Below are 16,428 nucleotides of genomic sequence, written 5' to 3'. Positions count from 1 at the left end.
AACAAACAGACATTCCACCGCCGGAATGTGTCCCTTGTGGACACTCAAGACACAGCCAACTCCTGCCGGCCAGTCCAGAACCACCACACCACGAAGACCGCTTCTCCCACCTTGAAGTCAGCAAAGGTGGCGTGTCCGCGAAGGCCTCCTTCCCTACTCTCAAGGTAACGAAGGAGGCCTTCACGGACTTCGTGCCGCAACAGACCTGCCCGCCACTCAGGTGAGCCGGCGCACCAGACCGTCCGCCAGCAACCGCCCGCGATCGGTCAGCACCGCACGTCCCTGACGGTCCAAAGCGGACTGATCCAGCAGTCCTTCGGCGGCGGCGGCGCGGGCTTCGGCCCGGCCGTCGTCGTCGAGCGCGTCGAGCGGCAGCCCTTCGGACAGCCGGAGTTCCAGCATCACGCGTTCCAGATGCCGGTCCTCTTCGGTCAGCAGTTCGCGGCCCGCGGCAGGCGATTCCCCGGCCGCGAGGGACGCGGCGTAGCGGGCCGGGTGCTTGACGTTCCACCACCGGACGCCGCCGACGTGGCTGTGCGCGCCGGGCCCGGCGCCCCACCAGTCGCCGCCGCGCCAGTAGCCGATGTTGTGCCGGCAGCGGGCTTCCTCCGAGGTCGCCCAGTTGGACACCTCGTACCAGCGCAACCCCGCCGAAGCGAGGACACGGTCGATCATCTCGTAGTCGGCGGCCAGCACGTCGTCGTCCGGCGCGGGCAGTTCGCCACGACGGATGCGGCGGGCGAGCGCGGTGCCCTCTTCGACGATCAGCGCGTACGCCGAGACGTGGTCGACCCCGGCGGCCAGCACCGCGTCCAGCGAAGCCTGGAGGTCCTCGGTCCGCTCCCCCGGCGTGCCGTAGATGACGTCGAGGTTGACGTGCTCGAACCCCGCGGCGCGGGCCTCTTCGGCGGCCGCGACCGGACGGCCCGGAGTGTGCACGCGGTCGAGGATCTTCAGCACGTGCTGCGCGGCCGATTGCATCCCGAGCGAGATCCGGTTGTACCCGGCGTCTCGGATCCCCGCGAAGAACTCGGGCGAGGTGGACTCGGGATTGGACTCCGTAGTCACCTCGGCGTCCGGCGCGAGCCCGAAGGTGTCACGGACGGCGTCGAGAACGCTTCGGAGCCCGTCGGCGCCGAGCAGGGACGGGGTGCCGCCGCCGACGAAGACGGTGTCGACCGCGGGCGGCTTCCCCAGCACGCGCGCGGCCAGGTCGAACTCGCGCTTGAGGCCTTCGAGCCAGGACTGCGGCGACGAACCGCTCTCCAGCTCTCCGGCGGTGTAGGTGTTGAAGTCGCAATAGCCGCAGCGGGTCGCGCAGAAGGGGACGTGCACGTAGACACCGAACGGTCGCGTGCCGAGCCCTTCCAGCGCGCTCTCGGGGAGCGCGGACTCGACGGGTGTGGTGGTTTCGGGCAGCAACGCGGGCACACCCCAGTGTCCCCCACGCAGTGAAGGCCTCCTTCCCCGGGGAAAGAGGCCTTCACACCGAAGCGCTATCTGTCGGCGATGCGCACCTTGACCGACGTGGAGCGGGTGCCGTCCTCGAACCGCACCCAGACGAGGGTCTCCATGCTCAGCGAGTAGTCGTTGACCACGTGGTCGAGCGACCACTCGCCGTCGTCGTCCGCGACGACGTCGCGGCTCATGGCGACCTCGACCAGCACCGTATGGGCCAGGTGTCCCCGGACGTTCGGCGAGCAGCCGACCGCCTCGAACCGGTACGAGTCACCCTTGTGCAGCACCGCCCCCTCGTCAGGCGAGATCAGCCTGCAACCCTGCTGAGCCCCGGAAGCGGTACCGGGGATCAGCAGGGACGCCAGCACCATCGCGGCGACCACCCATCGGCGCATGCGCAACTCCTCCGTCCTCTGTGGATCGGAGATCGAAGCTAGCGGCGTCGGCGGCCTCGCGCGGCCTCACTCACCCGAAGCGGTACTAGGCCAACCCGTTCGCGGCCAGCCATTCCGGCGACGGCGGGATCACCTCGATGATGTCGATCAGGAAGCCATTGAGGTCCTCGATGTAGAAGTGCCGCTGGCCGAACTCCTCATCCACGAGCTCGGTGACGATCTTGACTCCCTCCTCGCGCAGCCGCTCGTACTCGGCCGCCGCGTCGTCGACCATGAAACCGACCATGGAGCCGGCCGCTTCCTGCGCTCGCCACGGCTCCGGCGTGGCCTTGTGACCACGCTTGGCGAAGCTCATTTCGTAGCCGGGGACGCCGACGTTGAGGCTGGAGAACCAGTCGAGCTCGATCGTCACCGTCAACTGCATGTGCCGCTTCCACCAGGCGGTGGTCTCGGCGATGTCGTCGACGAGCACACAGGCACCGAAACCGCTGAGTTGCATCTGGTGTTTCCTCCCAGTTCTAAACCACTTGATGCGTAGTACTATAGACATAGTGGTTTGACTGAGGCAAGGAGAATGTCCCGATGCGACAGAACCCGGAGCGCAGGACCGCGCTGACCGACGCCGCCATCACCGTCCTCGCCCGCGAGGGCGCGCGCGGGCTCACCTACCGCGCCGTGGACGTCGAAGCGGACGTCCCGCCAGGAACGACGTCGAACTACTTCCGGAACCGGGATCAACTGCTCGGCGAGGTCGGCGTCCGCGTGCACGAGCGACTGTCGGCACCGGCGGACGTGATGGCGAACCCGCAGGCCGAGTCGCCGTCCCACGACCGGGTCGGCGTCCTGCTCGGCGAGCTCATGGGACGGCTGACCGCCCACCGCGAGCCCTACCTCGCCCTCCTCGAACTCCGGCTCGAAGCCACCCGGCGCCCGGATCTCTCGGCAGAGCTGACCAAGACCATCCGCGAGGGCATCGACATGAGCGTCGACTGGCATATCGCGGCGGGGATGCCGGGCGGGCGCCCCGAGGTCCTGCTGATGTACCTCGCGTTGACCGGGCTCACCGTCGAACGACTGACCCTGCCGGAGGTACTCGCGGACGTCACCGACGAGGAGGTCATCCGGATCATCGTGGACCGCGTTCTCCCGTCGTGAGGAGCGCGCGTTCTGCGTCACAATGCCCGGCCGCGAACCCGGGACTTGACCTTCAAGCAGACCTTTGACCAGCAGAAACAGCTGAATCCGGGCGGTGTTCCCAGCATTCGGACCGGCCTGGACCACATAGTGGGCGCGTGGCACGCTGAATCAATGACCCGCGCCGGAATCACCCTCGTGGCACGCCGCCACGTGGACCTCCGTCGCGTGGCGAGCGCGCTCTGTGCGACGAACCGCTGACTCCCCGCCACCACCACGATCTGCCGGAGGACTCCCATGTCGTCGCCCACGCGCGAGACCCCTGCCCGCACGCCCCGGGTGAAACAGAAACGGGGCGAGGGACAGTGGGCACTGGGGTATCGCGAACCCCTGAACCCCAACGAGCGGTCCAAAAAGGACGACAACCCGCTCAACGTCCGTGCGCGGATCGAGAACATCTACGCCCGCGGCGGCTTCGATTCGATCGACCCGGGTGACCTCCGCGGCCGGTTTCGCTGGTTCGGTCTCTACACCCAGCGCAAGCCGGGGATCGACGGCGGCCGCACCGCGACGCTGGAACCCGAAGAGCTCGACGACCGCTACTTCATGCTGCGGGTGCGGCTCGACGGCGGCGCGCTGACCACCGACCAGCTCGCCGTGCTCGCCGAGATCTCGCAGACCCACGCGCGCGACACCGCCGACATCACCGACCGGCAGAACATCCAGTACCACTGGATCCAGATCGAAGACGTCCCGACGATCTGGGCGAAGCTCGAAAAGGCCGGGATGACCACGCTGGAGGCGTGCGGCGACAGCCCGCGCGTCATCCTCGGCTCCCCCGTCGCGGGCATCGCCGCCGACGAGATCATCGACGGCACCCCCGCGATCGACGAGATCAAACGCCGCTACATCGGCGACCCGCGCTACTCGAACCTGCCGCGCAAGTTCAAGACCGCGGTCTCCGGGCAGCAGGACGTCGCGCACGAGATCAACGACGTCGCCTTCGTCGGCGTGAACCATCCCGAGCACGGCCCCGGCTTCGACGTCTGGGTCGGTGGCGGGCTGTCCACCAACCCGATGATCGGGCAGCGGCTGGGCGCCTGGGTCTCCCTCGACGAGGTCCCCGACGTGTGGGAAGGCGTGATCAGCGTCTTCCGCGACTACGGCTACCGGCGGCTCCGCGCCCGCGCCCGGATCAAGTTCCTGGTGAAGGACTGGGGCGCCGCGAAGTTCCGCCAGGTTCTGGAAGACGAGTACCTCAAGCGCAAGCTGACCGACGGCCCGGCACCCGAGGTGCCCGCCGCCCAGATCGACCACGTCGGCGTGCACCCGCAGATCGACGGGAAGTTCTACGTGGGCGCCGCGCCGGTCGCGGGCCGCGTCTCCGGCGCCACCCTGCTGGCCGTCGCGAAGGCCGCCGAGCGGGCCGGGTCGAACCGCGTCCGCCTGACCCCGCACCAGAAGCTCGTGGTCCTCGACGTCCCCGAGGCCGAGGTGAACGGGCTGAAGAGCGAGCTGGCCGATCTCGGCTTGGAGACCGAGCCTTCGCCGTGGCGCCGCGGGATCATGGCCTGCACCGGCCTGGAATTCTGCAAACTCGCGATCGTCGAGACCAAGGCCCGCGCGATCGAACTGGTCACCGAACTGGAAAAGCGTCTCGCCGACATCCAAGCAGAGATCGAGAACCCGGTGACCGTGCACCTCAACGGCTGCCCCAACTCGTGCGCCCGCGTCCAGACCGCCGACATCGGGCTCAAGGGCCAGATCGTCACCGACGAGGACGGCAAGCAGGTCGAAGGCTTCCAGGTGCACCTCGGCGGTGGGCTCGGCCTCGACGCCGGATTCGGCCGGAAACTGCGCGGGCACAAAGTGACCGCGTCGGAGCTGACCGCGTACGTCGAACGGGTCGTGCGGGCGTACATCGCCGGCCGCGAACCCGGCGAGCGGTTCGCCCAGTGGGTCCTGCGGGCCGACGAGAGCGTCTTGCAATGACCGAGCGCGCGACCCCGTACCACTGCCCTTTCTGTGGCGATGAAGACCTGCGGCCCGAAGAGGGCGGCTCGTGGCTGTGCTCGGGCTGCCGCCGGGTCTTCACCGTGAAGTTCCTCGGACTGTCCTTTCCGGAGGTGTCGCAAGGATGACCGCCACGGCCGACTACAAGACGCTCGCCGAACGGGCTTCGAAGGAGCTCGCGGAGGCGACCGCGACCGAAGCTCTCCGCTGGACCGCGGAGACCTTCGGTGACGACTTCATCGTCGCCTCCAACATGCAGGACGCCGTCCTCATCGATCTGGCCACCCAGGTCAAACCCGACGTCGACGTGCTGTTCCTGCAGACCGGCTACCACTTCCCGGAGACCATCGGCACCCGTGACGCGGTGCAGGCGGTGTACCCGGGCGTGCGGATAGTCAACGCCGAGGCCGAACAGAGCGTCGCCGAACAGGACGCCGAGTACGGCCCGAAGCTGCACGAGCGCGACCCGAACCAGTGCTGTCACCTGCGCAAGGTCGTGCCGCTGCGGAATACGCTCGCGAAGTACTCGGCGTGGGTGACCGGCGTCCGCCGCGTCGACGCGCCGACCCGCGCGAACACCCCCATCGTCACCTGGGACGACCGCAACGGGCTGGTGAAGATCAACCCGATCGCGCCGTGGTCCGACGACGAGTTCAGGGACTACATCGACGAGCACGGGATTCTCGAGAACCCGTTGGTGTCCATCGGTTATCTGTCGATCGGCTGCGCGCCGTGCACCGCCAAGGTCGCCCCGGGCCAGGACCCGCGCAGCGGCCGCTGGGCCGGGCAGGGCAAGACCGAATGCGGCCTCCACGGGTGAGAAGGGACGAAATGACCACGCTCGTACCGGCCACAGATGCGGCGCAGGACAACCTCGCCGCACTGGAATCCGAGGCCATCCACATCTTCCGCGAGGTGGCGGGTGAGTTCGACCGGCCGGTGATCCTGTTCTCCGGCGGCAAGGACTCGACGCTCCTGCTGCACCTGGCGATCAAGGCGTTCTGGCCCGCTCCGGTGCCGTTCCCGTTGCTGCACGTGGACACCGGGCACAACTTCGACGAGGTCATCGACTTCCGCGACCGCGTCGTCGAGCGGCACGGGCTGCGGCTGGTGGTGGCGAAGGTCCAGGACTGGATCGACGACGGCAGGCTCGAAGAGCGCGCCGACGGGATGCGCAACCCGCTGCAGACCACGCCGCTGCTCGACACGATCGCCGAGAACAAGTTCGACGCGGTCTTCGGCGGCGGGCGCCGCGACGAGGAGCGCGCTCGCGCCAAGGAGCGGATCTTCAGTCTGCGCAACGCTTTCGGCCAGTGGGAGCCGCGACGGCAGCGCCCCGAACTGTGGAACCTCTACAACGGCCGTCACCGTCCCGGCGAGCAGGTCCGCGTCTTCCCGCTGTCCAACTGGACCGAGGCGGACGTCTGGAACTACATCGCGCGGGAGAAGGTCGAGCTGCCGTCGATCTACTACGCGCACCGGCGCGAGGTCTATCAGCGCGACGGCATGTGGCTGACCGAAGGCCCATGGGGCGGGCCGCGGCCGGACGAGGTCGTCAAGGAACTGACCGTGCGCTACCGGACCGTCGGCGACGGTTCGTGCACGGGCGCCATCGAATCGACCGCCGCCACGGTGGACGAGGTCATCGCCGAGGTTTCGGCCTCCCGGCTCACCGAGCGCGGCGCCACCCGCGCCGACGACCGGATGTCGGAGGCGGCGATGGAAGACCGCAAGCGGGAAGGGTACTTCTGATGTCCAGCCTCCTCAGGCTCGCGACCGCGGGCAGCGTGGACGACGGGAAGTCGACCCTGGTCGGGCGGCTCCTGTACGACACCAAATCCGTCCTCGCCGACCAGCTGGATGCGGTCACCCGCGCCAGTGTCGACAAAGGACTGTCCACTCCGGACCTCTCCCTGCTCGTGGACGGCCTGCGCTCGGAACGCGAGCAGGGCATCACGATCGACGTGGCGTACCGGTACTTCGCGACGCCCAGGCGCAGTTTCGTGCTCGCGGACACGCCCGGCCACGTGCAGTACACGCGGAACACGGTGACCGGGGCATCGACCGCGCAGCTGGCCGTGCTGCTGGTCGACGCGCGCAAGGGCGTCATCGAGCAGACCCGCCGTCACGCCGCCGTACTCGCCCTGCTCGGCGTCCCGAACCTGGTGCTGGCGGTCAACAAGATCGACCTCGTCGGCTACGACGAAGCGACGTTCACCGTGATCGCCGAGGAGTTCGCCGAGCACGCCGCGTCCCTGGGCTACGAACGGGGCTCCGTGCTCGCGGTGCCGGTTTCGGCGCTGGTGGGCGACAACGTGGCGGAGAAGTCGGACAAGACCCCGTGGTACTCCGGCCCGACCCTGCTGGAGCACCTGGAAACCGTGCCGGTGGCGCCGGATCCGCACGATTCGGCGTTCCGCTTCCCGGTGCAGTACGTGATCCGGCCGCGCACTGCCGACCACCCCGACTACCGCGGGTACGCGGGGCAGATCGCGGCGGGCACAGTCCGGCCCGGTGACGAGATCGTCGTGCTCCCGCAGGGAATCCGCAGCCGGGTGGAGGGCATCGACACCGCCGACGGGCCGCTCGCCGAAGCCGGCGCCGGTACCTCGGTGACCCTGTTGCTCACCGACGATGTCGACATCTCGCGAGGCGACCTGATCGCCGCCGCCGACCGGCAGCCGACGGTGACCGACGAGATCACCGCGACGTTGTGCTGGCTCTCGGCCAAGGCGCTGAAACCGGGCGCGCGGGTGCTGGTGAAGCACGGGACGCGGACGGTGCAGGCCCTCGTCGGCGAGCTCCACGCACGGTTCGACGAGCAGACCTTGTCCAGTGTGGACGACCCGGGCACGTTGGAACTCAACGACATCGGCCGGGTCACGCTCCGGCTGGCGGAGGAGATCGGCGTCGACGACTACGGCGTCAGCCCGCGGACGGGCGCTTTCCTGGTCATCGACCCGAAGGACGGCGATACACTGGCGGCCGGACTCGTCGGCGAAAGGTTCGCATGACCCCACCCCTCCTCGCCGTCGCCCACGGCAGCCGCGACCCGCGGTCCGCCGCGACCATCCGCACTCGTCGGCGAAAGGTTCGCATGACCCCACCCCTCCTCGCCGTCGCCCACGGCAGCCGCGACCCGCGGTCCGCCGCGACCATCCGCGCCCTGCTCGGCGTCTCCCGTGGGCTGGCGCCGGGCCTCGATATCCGCGAGTCCTTTTTGGATCTCTCGGAGCCGTTGCTCACCGACGCCCTGCGCGGCCTCTACGCCGAGGGACACCGCGAGGTCGTCGTGGTGCCCCTGCTGCTCGGCGTCGCGTACCACGCCCGGGTCGACCTGCCCGCGCTCGTCGCCGAGGTGACCGCGGACTGCCCGGGCCTCGACGTGCGGGTTTCCGGGGTGCTGGGGATCGATCCGCTCATCGAGACGGTCGCGCTGGACCGGCTCACCGAGGCGGGCGCCGAGCTCGACGACCCCGGGCTGGGTGTCCTGCTGGCGGGCGTCGGCTCGTCGAACGTCGCGGCGAACGACGCGGTCGCCGGGATCACCACCCGCTGGCACCTGCGCCGCGGATTGCTCGCGACGCCCGCCTTCGCCAGCGCCGCGCAGCCGGACGTGCCGGCCGCCATCGCACGGCTGCGCCTCAACGGCGCACAGCGGCTCGCGGTCGCGGGCTGGTTCCTCGCGCCAGGGCTGCTGCCGGACCGGATCGCGCGGCTGGCCCGCGAAGCCGACCCGTCGGTGATCGTCGCCGGGCCGCTGGGGCCGGATCCGCGGATCGCCAGGCTCGTCCTGGACCGCTACGACGTCGCCGCCTCCCGGCTCGCCGCCTGATCATTCATCGGCGCAGTAGAGCGGCGCGTCCCGTTCGGATGCTTGATACCGATTTTCGGTGGGTTCCGTTCCCAGTTCCGTGACACCCCGCGTATGGGAACGGAGATTTCTTGACGAGTTACTTAACTTGCCGGTAACTCTCTAAACGCTGCGCAGCTCCCTCTCTCCCCATCGAACCCCCAGGTAGGTGGAACATGAAGGCTGCCATCCGTGCCCTGGTCTGCGCCTCGGCCGCGCTCGTCCCGCTCGTCGGGCTCGCCGCACCGGCTTCCGCGGCGACCACCGTCGTCTTCGACTGCGAGGCGAAGCCGCCGCTCGTCGGCAACAAGTACCTCAAGCTGAACCAGGACGCCGACGTCACCGCTCCGGCCACGGTCGCCCCCGGCGCCGCGCTCGACGTCGTCATCGATCCGGCGCCGAACACGGTCCCGGCCGAAGTCAGCGGCTACCAGGTCAAGAACATCAAGGACTTCTCACTGAAGATCCCGATCCCGGCGAACTCGACCTGGGTGGGCGCCGACCTCGCCGGCGGCTCCGGCATCGGCTCGACCCCGCCGAAGATCACCGTCTCCGGCAGCGTCGCGACGCTGAGCTTCCCCGGCCCGATCGCGGGCGGCTCGACGTTCGAACTGCCGACCGTGACCGCGCACCTCACCGCGGGCTCGTCCGGCACCATCGAGACGAAACTGGGCGGGACCAGCTACAGCGACCCGGGCCTGACGTTCACCGCCGTGGTCAGCGCCGGTTTCGACGTCTCCGCCCCGACCGCCTGTTTCCCGAATCCGAGCCCGACCTTCACCACGACGACGATCGGCTGACCAGTGCCTGCGCCACCGTCGGTGGAGATGGTGGCGCAGGCCACTGCCCTGCCTGTCTTCGCCCATGCGAAGGTGAGGCATGGCTGACGAACTGGTGCACTACGACGTGGTGGGCGGCACCGCCACGATCACCTTGGACTCCCCGCACAACCGCAACGCGCTCTCCGCCCAGCTGCGGCGTGAACTGAGCGAATCGCTGGACAAGGCACGGGCGGACGACGCGGTGCGGGTCATCGTGCTCACCCACACCGGTCCGGTGTTCTGCGCGGGAATGGATCTCAAAGAGGCCCGCGGCGCCGGTGCGGGCGCCCAGGGCGTCAACGAGTTCCCGAAGATCCTCGAGCAGCTGTGGACCAGCCCCAAACCTGTCGTGGCCAAGCTGGCGGGCCCCGCGCGGGCGGGCGGTATCGGCATGGTGGCCGCGACCGACATCGCCGTGGCCGTCCACGAAGCGACCTTCGCCTTTTCCGAGGTGCGGATCGGCGTCGTGCCCGCCGTCATCTCGCTCACCGTGCTGCCGCGGCTCAACGCCCGCGCCGCGCACGAGCTCTTCTTGACCGGTGACACCTTCGACGCGAATCGCGCCGTCGAGATCGGCCTGTTGAACTCCGCCGTCCCCGCCGACGAACTCGACGGCGAGGTCGCCCGCTACGTCAAGGCACTCGCCCTCGGCGGGCCGAAGGCGCTCGCGGCCACGAAGGAACTGCTCAGCAAGCCTCGCCCGGCGACACCGTCCGAAGGCTTCGAGGCCATGAACAAGCTGTCCGCCGGGTTCTTCGCGAGCGAAGAAGGCCAGGAGGGCATCACGGCCTTCGCGCAGAAGCGCAAGCCGAACTGGGTCCCGGAGGCCTAATCCGGCAAGACGACAGTGAGGCGCCGGGAGTCCTTCCGGGCACCGGAGGGCCCCAGCGCCCGCTGCGCGTCGGAAAGCACGCTGCGGACGGCCAGGTACGCCTTGGGATCGCGCTCCCTGAGGCCCGAGGAACCGGACCAGATCAGCACGTGCTCGCCGACCGGGAGCCACGACAGGTCGGTGAGGCAGTCGTAGAGCGCGTCGAGATTCTTCCCGAAGTAATCAGGGAACGACAGCGCCTCCGCGATCGCGTCGAGCGTCGTGTCCTTGTCGACCGTCCGCGCGCCGTCGATCAGATGCGGATACGCGCCGCGGGCGAACGCCTTGTCCGCCGCTTCCTTGCCCGCGCTCATCGGCTGGGATCCACTACGACGAAGGACTTGTAGTGGTCGTCGGTGTAGTACAGCTCCTTGCCGCTACCGGTCACCAGCCGCCTGGCCCCGCGATCGGGGCTGCCCGGCGTCTTGACCGTGTACTCCCGGTAGTAGCCGGACCCCTTGGCGGGCAGGACCTTCTCCCGGTTCTGGAAGGTGACGTCGTCGTTGCGCGGATACGGGTACGGCCCACCCGCCTGGATGAGCTTCCAGGTGTCGGACGCCTGCGGGGGAAGTCCGGTGAGCGGTTTGACCGGGAGACCCGACTCCGCGCCCGCGACCTCGCCCTTCGCCTGGCTCGCCGCGGCGTCGCCCGAAGGCGCGGCCGAAGCGGACGAGCTCGCCGGAGCGCTCTTCGTGTCGTCACCACTGATGCCGTCCTTGACGAACCAGCCTGCGAGCACCAGCACGATCAGGCCGATCAGGGCGGCGGTGATCCGCCTACGGTTGAACATGGTGTGCCAGCTTAGGACGGCCGGTCGGGGTCGTTCGCATCGCGGGCCGTGCCGAAGAGCCGGGCGACCTTTCCGAACACCGAGTCGAGCACCCAGGCCGCGACCAGGCACAGCGGCACGACGACCGCCATGACCAGTACGAACTGCACGGGAAACGGGGCCTGCGCGAGCCACAGCTCGACGCCGTCCCACCAGTCTGCGAGCCCGTTGAACACGATGTGAGCCTACGCTCGCACCCACTGCCACCGCCGGTCAGGCCATGTAGGTTGCTGACATGTTCGCCGTCTACGCATCCGAACCCAACGCCGAAAAGCCGCTGGACTCGCTGGTGATCGGCGAGCGACCCGAGCCCGACGTGCCCGAAGGCTGGGTGCGGGTCAACGTCAAGGCAGCCAGCCTCAACATGCACGACCTGTGGACGTTGCGCGGCGTCGGCATCAAACCAGAGCAGTTCCCGATGATCCTGGGTTGCGACGGCGCGGGCACCCTCGACGACGGCACCGAGGTCGTCGTCCACTCGGTGATCAACGCCCCGGGCTGGCAGGGCGACGACACTCTCGACCCGAAGCGCACCCTGCTCACCGAGAAGTACCAAGGCACTTTCGCCGAGCAGGTCGTGGTTCCGGCCCGCAACGTCGTGCCGAAGCCGTCGAGCCTGACCTTCGCGGAAGCCGCGACCATGGGCACGGCGTGGCTGACCGCGTATCGGATGCTGTTCGTGAAGTCCGGGCTGCGACCGGGGCAGACGATGCTCGTGCAAGGCGCCTCCGGCGGCGTCTCGACCGCCCTCGTCCAACTCGGGCGCGCGGCCGGGTTCCGGGTCTGGGTGACCGGGCGTAGCGAGGAAAAGCGTGCGCTGGCCGAGAATCTGGGCGCACATCAGACCTTTGAGTCCGGCGCGCGACTGCCGGAGCGGGTCGACGCCGTCTTCGAAACCGTCGGGAAGGCGACCTGGTCGCATTCGGTGAAGTCGCTCAAACCGGGCGGGATCATCGTCGTTTCCGGCTCGACCAGCGGACCGGATGCTCACGCGGAGTTGCAACGCGTGTTCTTTCTGCAACTGCGTATCGCGGGTTCGACCATGGGGACCAGGGACGAACTGAACGATCTTCTCGCTTACCTGGAACTCACGGGGGTGCGTCCGCGGATCGGCGCCGAACTGCCGTTCGCGGAGGCCGAAACCGGGTTTAAGAACATGCTCGACGGGGAAACCTCCGGCAAGGTGGTCTTCACGCATTCATCGGAGGGGTGAGCCCTCCTCCGCGCCACGATGGAACGCGCACACAGGCGCACGTCCGCGTGTTCCGCGCAGGTCAAACAGTCATTTCGCAGTCTTGTCAAGTGTCAAGAACGTTATGACTCGGGGAGCTTTTCACGACCAAAGTTCGACCAAAATCCGACCTCTCGCGGTTAGCCTTGAAGGATGACCGCATCGCAGCGGCCCGAACCGGCGGACCCGGGGGGCCGGACCACCACCGACACCGACCCGATCCGCGTCTCGTTCCGGCGCTACGCCGGTGTCCGCACCAGAGTGCTCGAAGTCGGGCCGCAGCCGGTGGAGTCCACCGACCGCGCCCCACGGCGGGTGCTCGGTAAGCGGGCCACCGCGCGCGGACAGGTCAAGCCGACGGCGCCGAGGCTGGTGCTGCTGCACGGCTATTGCGACAGCGCCGACACCTGGCGCCCGGTTCTGGAGCTGCTCGCGGCCGCCGGTGTTCCGGCGGTCGCGGTCGATCTGCCCGGATTCGGTGACGCTCAGCCACTGCGGCCGGGCCCGATGCTCCCGCAGCTGGACGCGTTCACCGCGGCCGTGGTCAAGGAGCAGGCGGTACTCGGCACGGTGGCGCTCGCCGGCAACTCGCTCGGCGGCACGATGAGCCTCCGGGCCGCCGAGAACCATCGCCTGCCGGTCGCGGGCGTGGTCTCGATCGCCGCACCCGGTTTCGTGGACAGCTGGCTCATCCGCACCGTGGCCCGATACCCGCTGCCGCTCCGGATGTACTCGGCCCTGCCGCTGCCGATTCCCGGTTTCCTCGTGCGCGCCGTCGCCGAGCAGGTCGTCCCCCGGCTGCTGTACGCCGACTCCTCCGTCGCGGACGCCGCTCAGGTCCGCCGGTTCACCTCGCTGTTCCCGGACTACCGGTCCACCACCACCCGGCTCGAACAGGCGAGGCAACTCGTCGAAGAGCTGGCGAACGCGTACCGGCTCGAGGAAATCCGGGTCCCGCTCCTGGTGGTCGTCTGCGGCAAGGACAAGCTGGTCAGCGCAGCCTCCGGGCGCCAGCTGCATGCGCTGGTCCCGCACAGCAGGCTGATGGTGCGCGGGGACTGGGGCCACTGCCCCCAGCTGGACGACCCCGTCGAGATCTCCGAGCTGCTGACCTACTTCTCCGCCGGCGCGTCCAGGCCGTCGAAGATCGCCGCTCGCGTGGCCGCCGAAGTGAGCGAGGACACCGTCGCCGGATAGGTGCGATGTCCCGACTCCCGCTACGGTGCCCTTCGGACTGTGACCCAGTCCGAAGGGCACAACCTGTTGGGAGACGACGATGTCCGCACCGCGCAGCCTGGGCTCGGGATCCGGGATTTTCCGCCGTAAACCGATCGATCAGATCCAAGAACTCAGCGGGGGCGGAGGGCTCCAGCGCACGCTCGGCCTGCGACAGCTCACCGCGATCGGCGTCGGCGGCATCATCGGTGCGGGGATCTTCTCCCTGGCCGGCGCGGTCGCGAACAAGACGGCCGGACCCGCCGTGCTCATCTCGTTCCTCATCGCGGGTATCGCCAGCGCCGCGGCCGCGTTCTCCTACGCCGAGTTCGCCGGGCTGATCCCCCGCGCCGGGTCGGCCTACACCTACGGCTACACCGTGCTGGGCGAGATCGTCGGCTGGTTCATCGGCTGGGATCTGCTGCTGGAGTACACCGCGATCGTGGCGGTGGTCGCGATCGGCATCTCCGGCTACTTCAACGAACTGCTGGGCTACCTCAACATCGAGCTCCCGACGTGGATGCTGGGCGCTCCGGGCACCGAAACGGGCGATGTCGCACCGGGGTCCTACAAGATCAACCTGTTCGCCGTGCTGCTGTGCCTGCTGATCGCCTTCATCCTCAACCAGGGCATGAAGAACGCGGCCCGGTTCGAAACGCTGCTGGTCTACCTGAAGGTCGGCCTGGTCCTGCTGGTCATCGTCGTCGGCGTCTTCCACATCAACACCGAGAACTACTCGAACTTCTTCCCGTTCGGCCTCAGTGGCGCGTTCACCGGCGCGGCGACCGTGTTCTTCGCGGTCTTCGGTTACGACGCCATGTCCACCGCGGCCGAGGAGTCGACCGACTCCCAGAAGCACATGCCGAAGGCGATCATCTACTCGCTCGCCATCTCGATGGTGCTCTATGTGCTCGCCTGCCTGGTCCTGACCGGGATGGTCAACTACAAGGACATCGACAGCGAGGCCGCCTTCTCCAGCGCCTTCGCCGGCCTCGGCATGAAGTGGCTCGGCCTGATCATCGCCGTCGGCGCGATCATCGGTATCACCACGGTGCTGTTCACCTTCCTCATGGGCGCGAGCCGGGTCGGCTACTCGATGAGCCGCGACGGCCTGCTGCCCAAGTGGTTCAGCAAGACCCACCCGGTCCGCAAGGTGCCGAGCCGGATGACCTGGGTGCTCGGCATCGCGTCGGCGATCATCGCCGGGCTGCTGCCCATCGGCGAGGCCGCGGAACTGACGAACATCGGCATCCTGCTCGCCTTCGTCGTCGTCTGCATCGCGGTGATCGTCCTGCGCTACAAACAGCCCGACCTGCCCCGCACGTTCAAGACGCCGGGCATGCCGATCGTGCCGATCATCGGCGTCGTCTTCTCGATCTGGCTGATCACGTTCCTGAACCCGGAGACCTGGCTGCGGTTCGCCGCCTGGTTCGGCATCGGCCTGATCATCTACTTCGCCTACAGCCGCCGCCACTCCGCGATGAACGCGGACAACGGCGACGCGAAGCATGTCAGCGGAGACGACTCAAACGCGTAGCGGCTTCGCGGGCTTCGGTCTGGAGGCGTTCGACGATCGACGCCACCGGGCCGGAGCCCGCGAGTTCGTAGGTCTGCCCCGCGTAGAGGGACATGATCTCGGGGTCGCCCGCCTTGCCCGCCGCCGCGCGAATCGGTTTGGTCAGGTTGTTGACCTCCGGATACGCCGACGGCGCCGTGGCCGAGAAGTCCGCGACCACGCGGTTGACCAGTGACCGGGCGGGACGCCCGCTGAACGCCCTGGTGAACGCCGTCGGCCTTCCTCCGTCCGCGAGCGCCTGCCGGTGCGCGGGCTGCGTCCCGGCCTCGTCCGCCCGCAGGAAAGCGGTGCCCAGCTGTGCCGCGACGGCCCCCGCCACCAGCACCGCCGCGATATCGCCGCCGTGCACCAGCCCGCCCGTCGCGATGAGCGGCAAATCCGTTCGTGCCGAGACGAGGCGGAGCAGGCTGAGGACGCCGTACTGCGCGCCCCCGCCTTCGGCACCGGGCTCGTCAGCGAAAAGCCCTCGATGCGCTCCGGCCTCGAATCCCTGGACCACGAGGGCGTCCGCGCCGACAGCCACGGCCTGATCGGCCTCCGCCGGACTGGTGACAGTGACAGCCACCCTGCTCCCGTTGGCGTGCAAGCGTTCGACATCCTCGGGCGAAGGTGCGCCGAAGGTGAACGAGACGACCGGCACCTTCCGCTCAAGGACGACCTCGAGCTTCGCGGCGTAGGCATCGTCGTCCCAGCGCGGCTCGCCGGGTTCGACACCGTGACGTTCGGCCTCCGCGCGCCAGCGCTCGACATGCGCGCCGAGATCCGCCTCAGCGGCGCCACCTGAGACGAAGAGGTTCACGCCGAACGGCTCGCCGGTCAGCGCGGCCGTCTTCGCGATCCGGTCCGAGAGGGCGTCGGCGCTCAGATAGCCCCCGGCCAGGAAGCCGAATCCTCCCGCCGCGGTCACCGCGGCCACGAGCTCGGGAGTGGTCGGCCCGCCCGCCATCGGGGCCGCGATCACGGGAAAACGCAGATCTTCGAACACGTTTCCGACGATAGACCCCTCGTGGCGACACGGAATGTGACGTTCGA

Annotated in this window: 20 protein-coding genes; 13 read left to right on the top strand and 7 right to left on the bottom strand. The window is 68.7% G+C overall.

Annotated features, from left to right (window positions below):
- Positions 1–216: 216 nt before the first annotated feature.
- The 3 genes from hemW to AC0685_RS24720 all read right to left on the bottom strand — a co-directional run bounded on the left by hemW (position 217) and on the right by AC0685_RS24720 (position 2,352).
- A complete protein-coding gene (gene hemW / locus AC0685_RS24730; RefSeq protein WP_478227694.1) occupies positions 217–1,431 on the bottom strand; it encodes a radical SAM family heme chaperone HemW in 1,215 nt (404 codons plus the stop codon).
- Between the two features lie 65 nt (positions 1,432–1,496).
- Positions 1,497–1,853 (bottom strand): hypothetical protein, encoded by a 357-nt coding sequence (locus tag AC0685_RS24725; RefSeq protein ID WP_478227693.1) that lies wholly within the window; start codon positions 1,851–1,853, stop codon positions 1,497–1,499.
- A gap of 85 nt (positions 1,854–1,938) precedes the next feature.
- On the bottom strand, positions 1,939–2,352 hold the full coding sequence (locus tag AC0685_RS24720; protein WP_126729537.1) for a VOC family protein: 414 nt from the start codon (positions 2,350–2,352) through the stop codon (positions 1,939–1,941).
- Positions 2,353–2,435: 83 nt separating this feature from the next.
- Between AC0685_RS24720 and AC0685_RS24715 the strand changes: the two genes are divergently transcribed.
- From AC0685_RS24715 to AC0685_RS24670, 10 genes are all read left to right on the top strand, one after another.
- Complete coding sequence (locus tag AC0685_RS24715) at positions 2,436–3,008, top strand: TetR/AcrR family transcriptional regulator (RefSeq protein ID WP_125676199.1); 573 nt, start codon at positions 2,436–2,438, stop codon at positions 3,006–3,008.
- 153 nt (positions 3,009–3,161) lie between these two features.
- Entirely contained in the window at positions 3,162–3,248 is an 87-nt protein-coding gene (locus AC0685_RS24710; RefSeq protein ID WP_360907593.1) for a putative leader peptide, read from the top strand.
- Positions 3,249–3,284: 36 nt separating this feature from the next.
- The gene (locus AC0685_RS24705; protein WP_478227692.1) at positions 3,285–4,979 is read left to right on the top strand and encodes a nitrite/sulfite reductase; all 1,695 of its coding nucleotides are present in this window, start codon (positions 3,285–3,287) and stop codon (positions 4,977–4,979) included.
- On the top strand, positions 4,976–5,128 hold the full coding sequence (locus tag AC0685_RS24700) for an eL43 family ribosomal protein (protein WP_007034818.1): 153 nt from the start codon (positions 4,976–4,978) through the stop codon (positions 5,126–5,128). The genes AC0685_RS24705 and AC0685_RS24700 overlap by 4 nt, the downstream gene beginning before the upstream one ends.
- The gene (locus AC0685_RS24695; RefSeq protein ID WP_192745816.1) at positions 5,125–5,820 is read left to right on the top strand and encodes a phosphoadenylyl-sulfate reductase; all 696 of its coding nucleotides are present in this window, start codon (positions 5,125–5,127) and stop codon (positions 5,818–5,820) included. The genes AC0685_RS24700 and AC0685_RS24695 overlap by 4 nt, the downstream gene beginning before the upstream one ends.
- Before the next feature lie 11 nt (positions 5,821–5,831).
- Positions 5,832–6,752 (top strand): sulfate adenylyltransferase subunit CysD, encoded by a 921-nt coding sequence (gene cysD, locus AC0685_RS24690; protein ID WP_478227691.1) that lies wholly within the window; start codon positions 5,832–5,834, stop codon positions 6,750–6,752.
- Positions 6,752–8,014 (top strand): sulfate adenylyltransferase subunit 1, encoded by a 1,263-nt coding sequence (locus AC0685_RS24685; RefSeq protein WP_478227690.1) that lies wholly within the window; start codon positions 6,752–6,754, stop codon positions 8,012–8,014. The genes cysD and AC0685_RS24685 overlap by 1 nt, the downstream gene beginning before the upstream one ends.
- 83 nt (positions 8,015–8,097) lie before the next feature.
- A complete protein-coding gene (locus tag AC0685_RS24680; protein ID WP_478227689.1) occupies positions 8,098–8,835 on the top strand; it encodes a sirohydrochlorin chelatase in 738 nt (245 codons plus the stop codon).
- Positions 8,836–9,029: 194 nt separating this feature from the next.
- Complete coding sequence (locus tag AC0685_RS24675) at positions 9,030–9,653, top strand: cyclase (protein WP_478227688.1); 624 nt, start codon at positions 9,030–9,032, stop codon at positions 9,651–9,653.
- Between the two features lie 79 nt (positions 9,654–9,732).
- Entirely contained in the window at positions 9,733–10,506 is a 774-nt protein-coding gene (locus tag AC0685_RS24670; RefSeq protein ID WP_478227687.1) for an enoyl-CoA hydratase-related protein, read from the top strand.
- Here AC0685_RS24670 and AC0685_RS24665 read toward each other — a convergent pair.
- From AC0685_RS24665 to AC0685_RS24655, 3 genes are read right to left on the bottom strand one after another with little or no spacing between them, the layout of a single operon-like run.
- Entirely contained in the window at positions 10,503–10,859 is a 357-nt protein-coding gene (locus tag AC0685_RS24665; protein ID WP_478227686.1) for a barstar family protein, read from the bottom strand. The genes AC0685_RS24670 and AC0685_RS24665 overlap by 4 nt on opposite strands.
- Positions 10,856–11,335, bottom strand: coding sequence for a guanyl-specific ribonuclease (locus AC0685_RS24660; RefSeq protein ID WP_478227685.1), 480 nt, complete (start codon positions 11,333–11,335; stop codon positions 10,856–10,858). The genes AC0685_RS24665 and AC0685_RS24660 overlap by 4 nt, the downstream gene beginning before the upstream one ends.
- An 11-nt stretch (positions 11,336–11,346) precedes the next feature.
- Positions 11,347–11,550 (bottom strand): hypothetical protein, encoded by a 204-nt coding sequence (locus AC0685_RS24655; RefSeq protein WP_340685474.1) that lies wholly within the window; start codon positions 11,548–11,550, stop codon positions 11,347–11,349.
- 59 nt (positions 11,551–11,609) lie between these two features.
- Between AC0685_RS24655 and AC0685_RS24650 the strand changes: the two genes are divergently transcribed.
- From AC0685_RS24650 to AC0685_RS24640, 3 genes are all read left to right on the top strand, one after another.
- Entirely contained in the window at positions 11,610–12,587 is a 978-nt protein-coding gene (locus AC0685_RS24650) for a zinc-binding dehydrogenase (RefSeq protein ID WP_478227684.1), read from the top strand.
- A gap of 171 nt (positions 12,588–12,758) precedes the next feature.
- Entirely contained in the window at positions 12,759–13,802 is a 1,044-nt protein-coding gene (locus tag AC0685_RS24645; protein ID WP_478227683.1) for an alpha/beta hydrolase, read from the top strand.
- A gap of 79 nt (positions 13,803–13,881) precedes the next feature.
- Positions 13,882–15,357 carry an amino acid permease gene (locus AC0685_RS24640; RefSeq protein ID WP_478227682.1) on the top strand — a complete coding sequence of 492 codons (1,476 nt, stop codon included), beginning with the start codon at positions 13,882–13,884 and terminating at the stop codon, positions 15,355–15,357.
- Here AC0685_RS24640 and AC0685_RS24635 read toward each other — a convergent pair.
- Positions 15,332–16,381, bottom strand: coding sequence for an NAD(P)H-dependent flavin oxidoreductase (locus AC0685_RS24635; protein WP_478227681.1), 1,050 nt, complete (start codon positions 16,379–16,381; stop codon positions 15,332–15,334). The genes AC0685_RS24640 and AC0685_RS24635 overlap by 26 nt on opposite strands.
- Positions 16,382–16,428 lie beyond the last annotated feature (47 nt).

This window comes from Amycolatopsis sp. NPDC043889 (assembly GCF_056435645.1).
This window is presented reverse-complemented; position numbering and strand designations above follow the sequence as displayed.

Excerpts from the sequence above, each read along its gene's own strand:
- AC0685_RS24725 (WP_478227693.1), bottom strand. The coding sequence starts at position 1,853 with ATGCGCCGATGGGTGGTCGCCGCGATGGTGCTGGCGTCCCTGCTGATC.
- AC0685_RS24720 (WP_126729537.1), bottom strand. The coding sequence starts at position 2,352 with ATGCAACTCAGCGGTTTCGGTGCCTGTGTGCTCGTCGACGACATCGCC.
- AC0685_RS24715 (WP_125676199.1), top strand. The coding sequence starts at position 2,436 with ATGCGACAGAACCCGGAGCGCAGGACCGCGCTGACCGACGCCGCCATC.
- AC0685_RS24710 (WP_360907593.1), top strand. The coding sequence starts at position 3,162 with ATGACCCGCGCCGGAATCACCCTCGTGGCACGCCGCCACGTGGACCTC.
- AC0685_RS24705 (WP_478227692.1), top strand. The coding sequence starts at position 3,285 with ATGTCGTCGCCCACGCGCGAGACCCCTGCCCGCACGCCCCGGGTGAAA.
- AC0685_RS24700 (WP_007034818.1), top strand. The coding sequence starts at position 4,976 with ATGACCGAGCGCGCGACCCCGTACCACTGCCCTTTCTGTGGCGATGAA.
- AC0685_RS24695 (WP_192745816.1), top strand. The coding sequence starts at position 5,125 with ATGACCGCCACGGCCGACTACAAGACGCTCGCCGAACGGGCTTCGAAG.
- cysD (WP_478227691.1), top strand. The coding sequence starts at position 5,832 with ATGACCACGCTCGTACCGGCCACAGATGCGGCGCAGGACAACCTCGCC.
- AC0685_RS24685 (WP_478227690.1), top strand. The coding sequence starts at position 6,752 with ATGTCCAGCCTCCTCAGGCTCGCGACCGCGGGCAGCGTGGACGACGGG.
- AC0685_RS24680 (WP_478227689.1), top strand. The coding sequence starts at position 8,098 with ATGACCCCACCCCTCCTCGCCGTCGCCCACGGCAGCCGCGACCCGCGG.
- AC0685_RS24675 (WP_478227688.1), top strand. The coding sequence starts at position 9,030 with ATGAAGGCTGCCATCCGTGCCCTGGTCTGCGCCTCGGCCGCGCTCGTC.
- AC0685_RS24670 (WP_478227687.1), top strand. The coding sequence starts at position 9,733 with ATGGCTGACGAACTGGTGCACTACGACGTGGTGGGCGGCACCGCCACG.
- AC0685_RS24665 (WP_478227686.1), bottom strand. The coding sequence starts at position 10,859 with ATGAGCGCGGGCAAGGAAGCGGCGGACAAGGCGTTCGCCCGCGGCGCG.
- AC0685_RS24660 (WP_478227685.1), bottom strand. The coding sequence starts at position 11,335 with ATGTTCAACCGTAGGCGGATCACCGCCGCCCTGATCGGCCTGATCGTG.
- AC0685_RS24650 (WP_478227684.1), top strand. The coding sequence starts at position 11,610 with ATGTTCGCCGTCTACGCATCCGAACCCAACGCCGAAAAGCCGCTGGAC.
- AC0685_RS24645 (WP_478227683.1), top strand. The coding sequence starts at position 12,759 with ATGACCGCATCGCAGCGGCCCGAACCGGCGGACCCGGGGGGCCGGACC.
- AC0685_RS24640 (WP_478227682.1), top strand. The coding sequence starts at position 13,882 with ATGTCCGCACCGCGCAGCCTGGGCTCGGGATCCGGGATTTTCCGCCGT.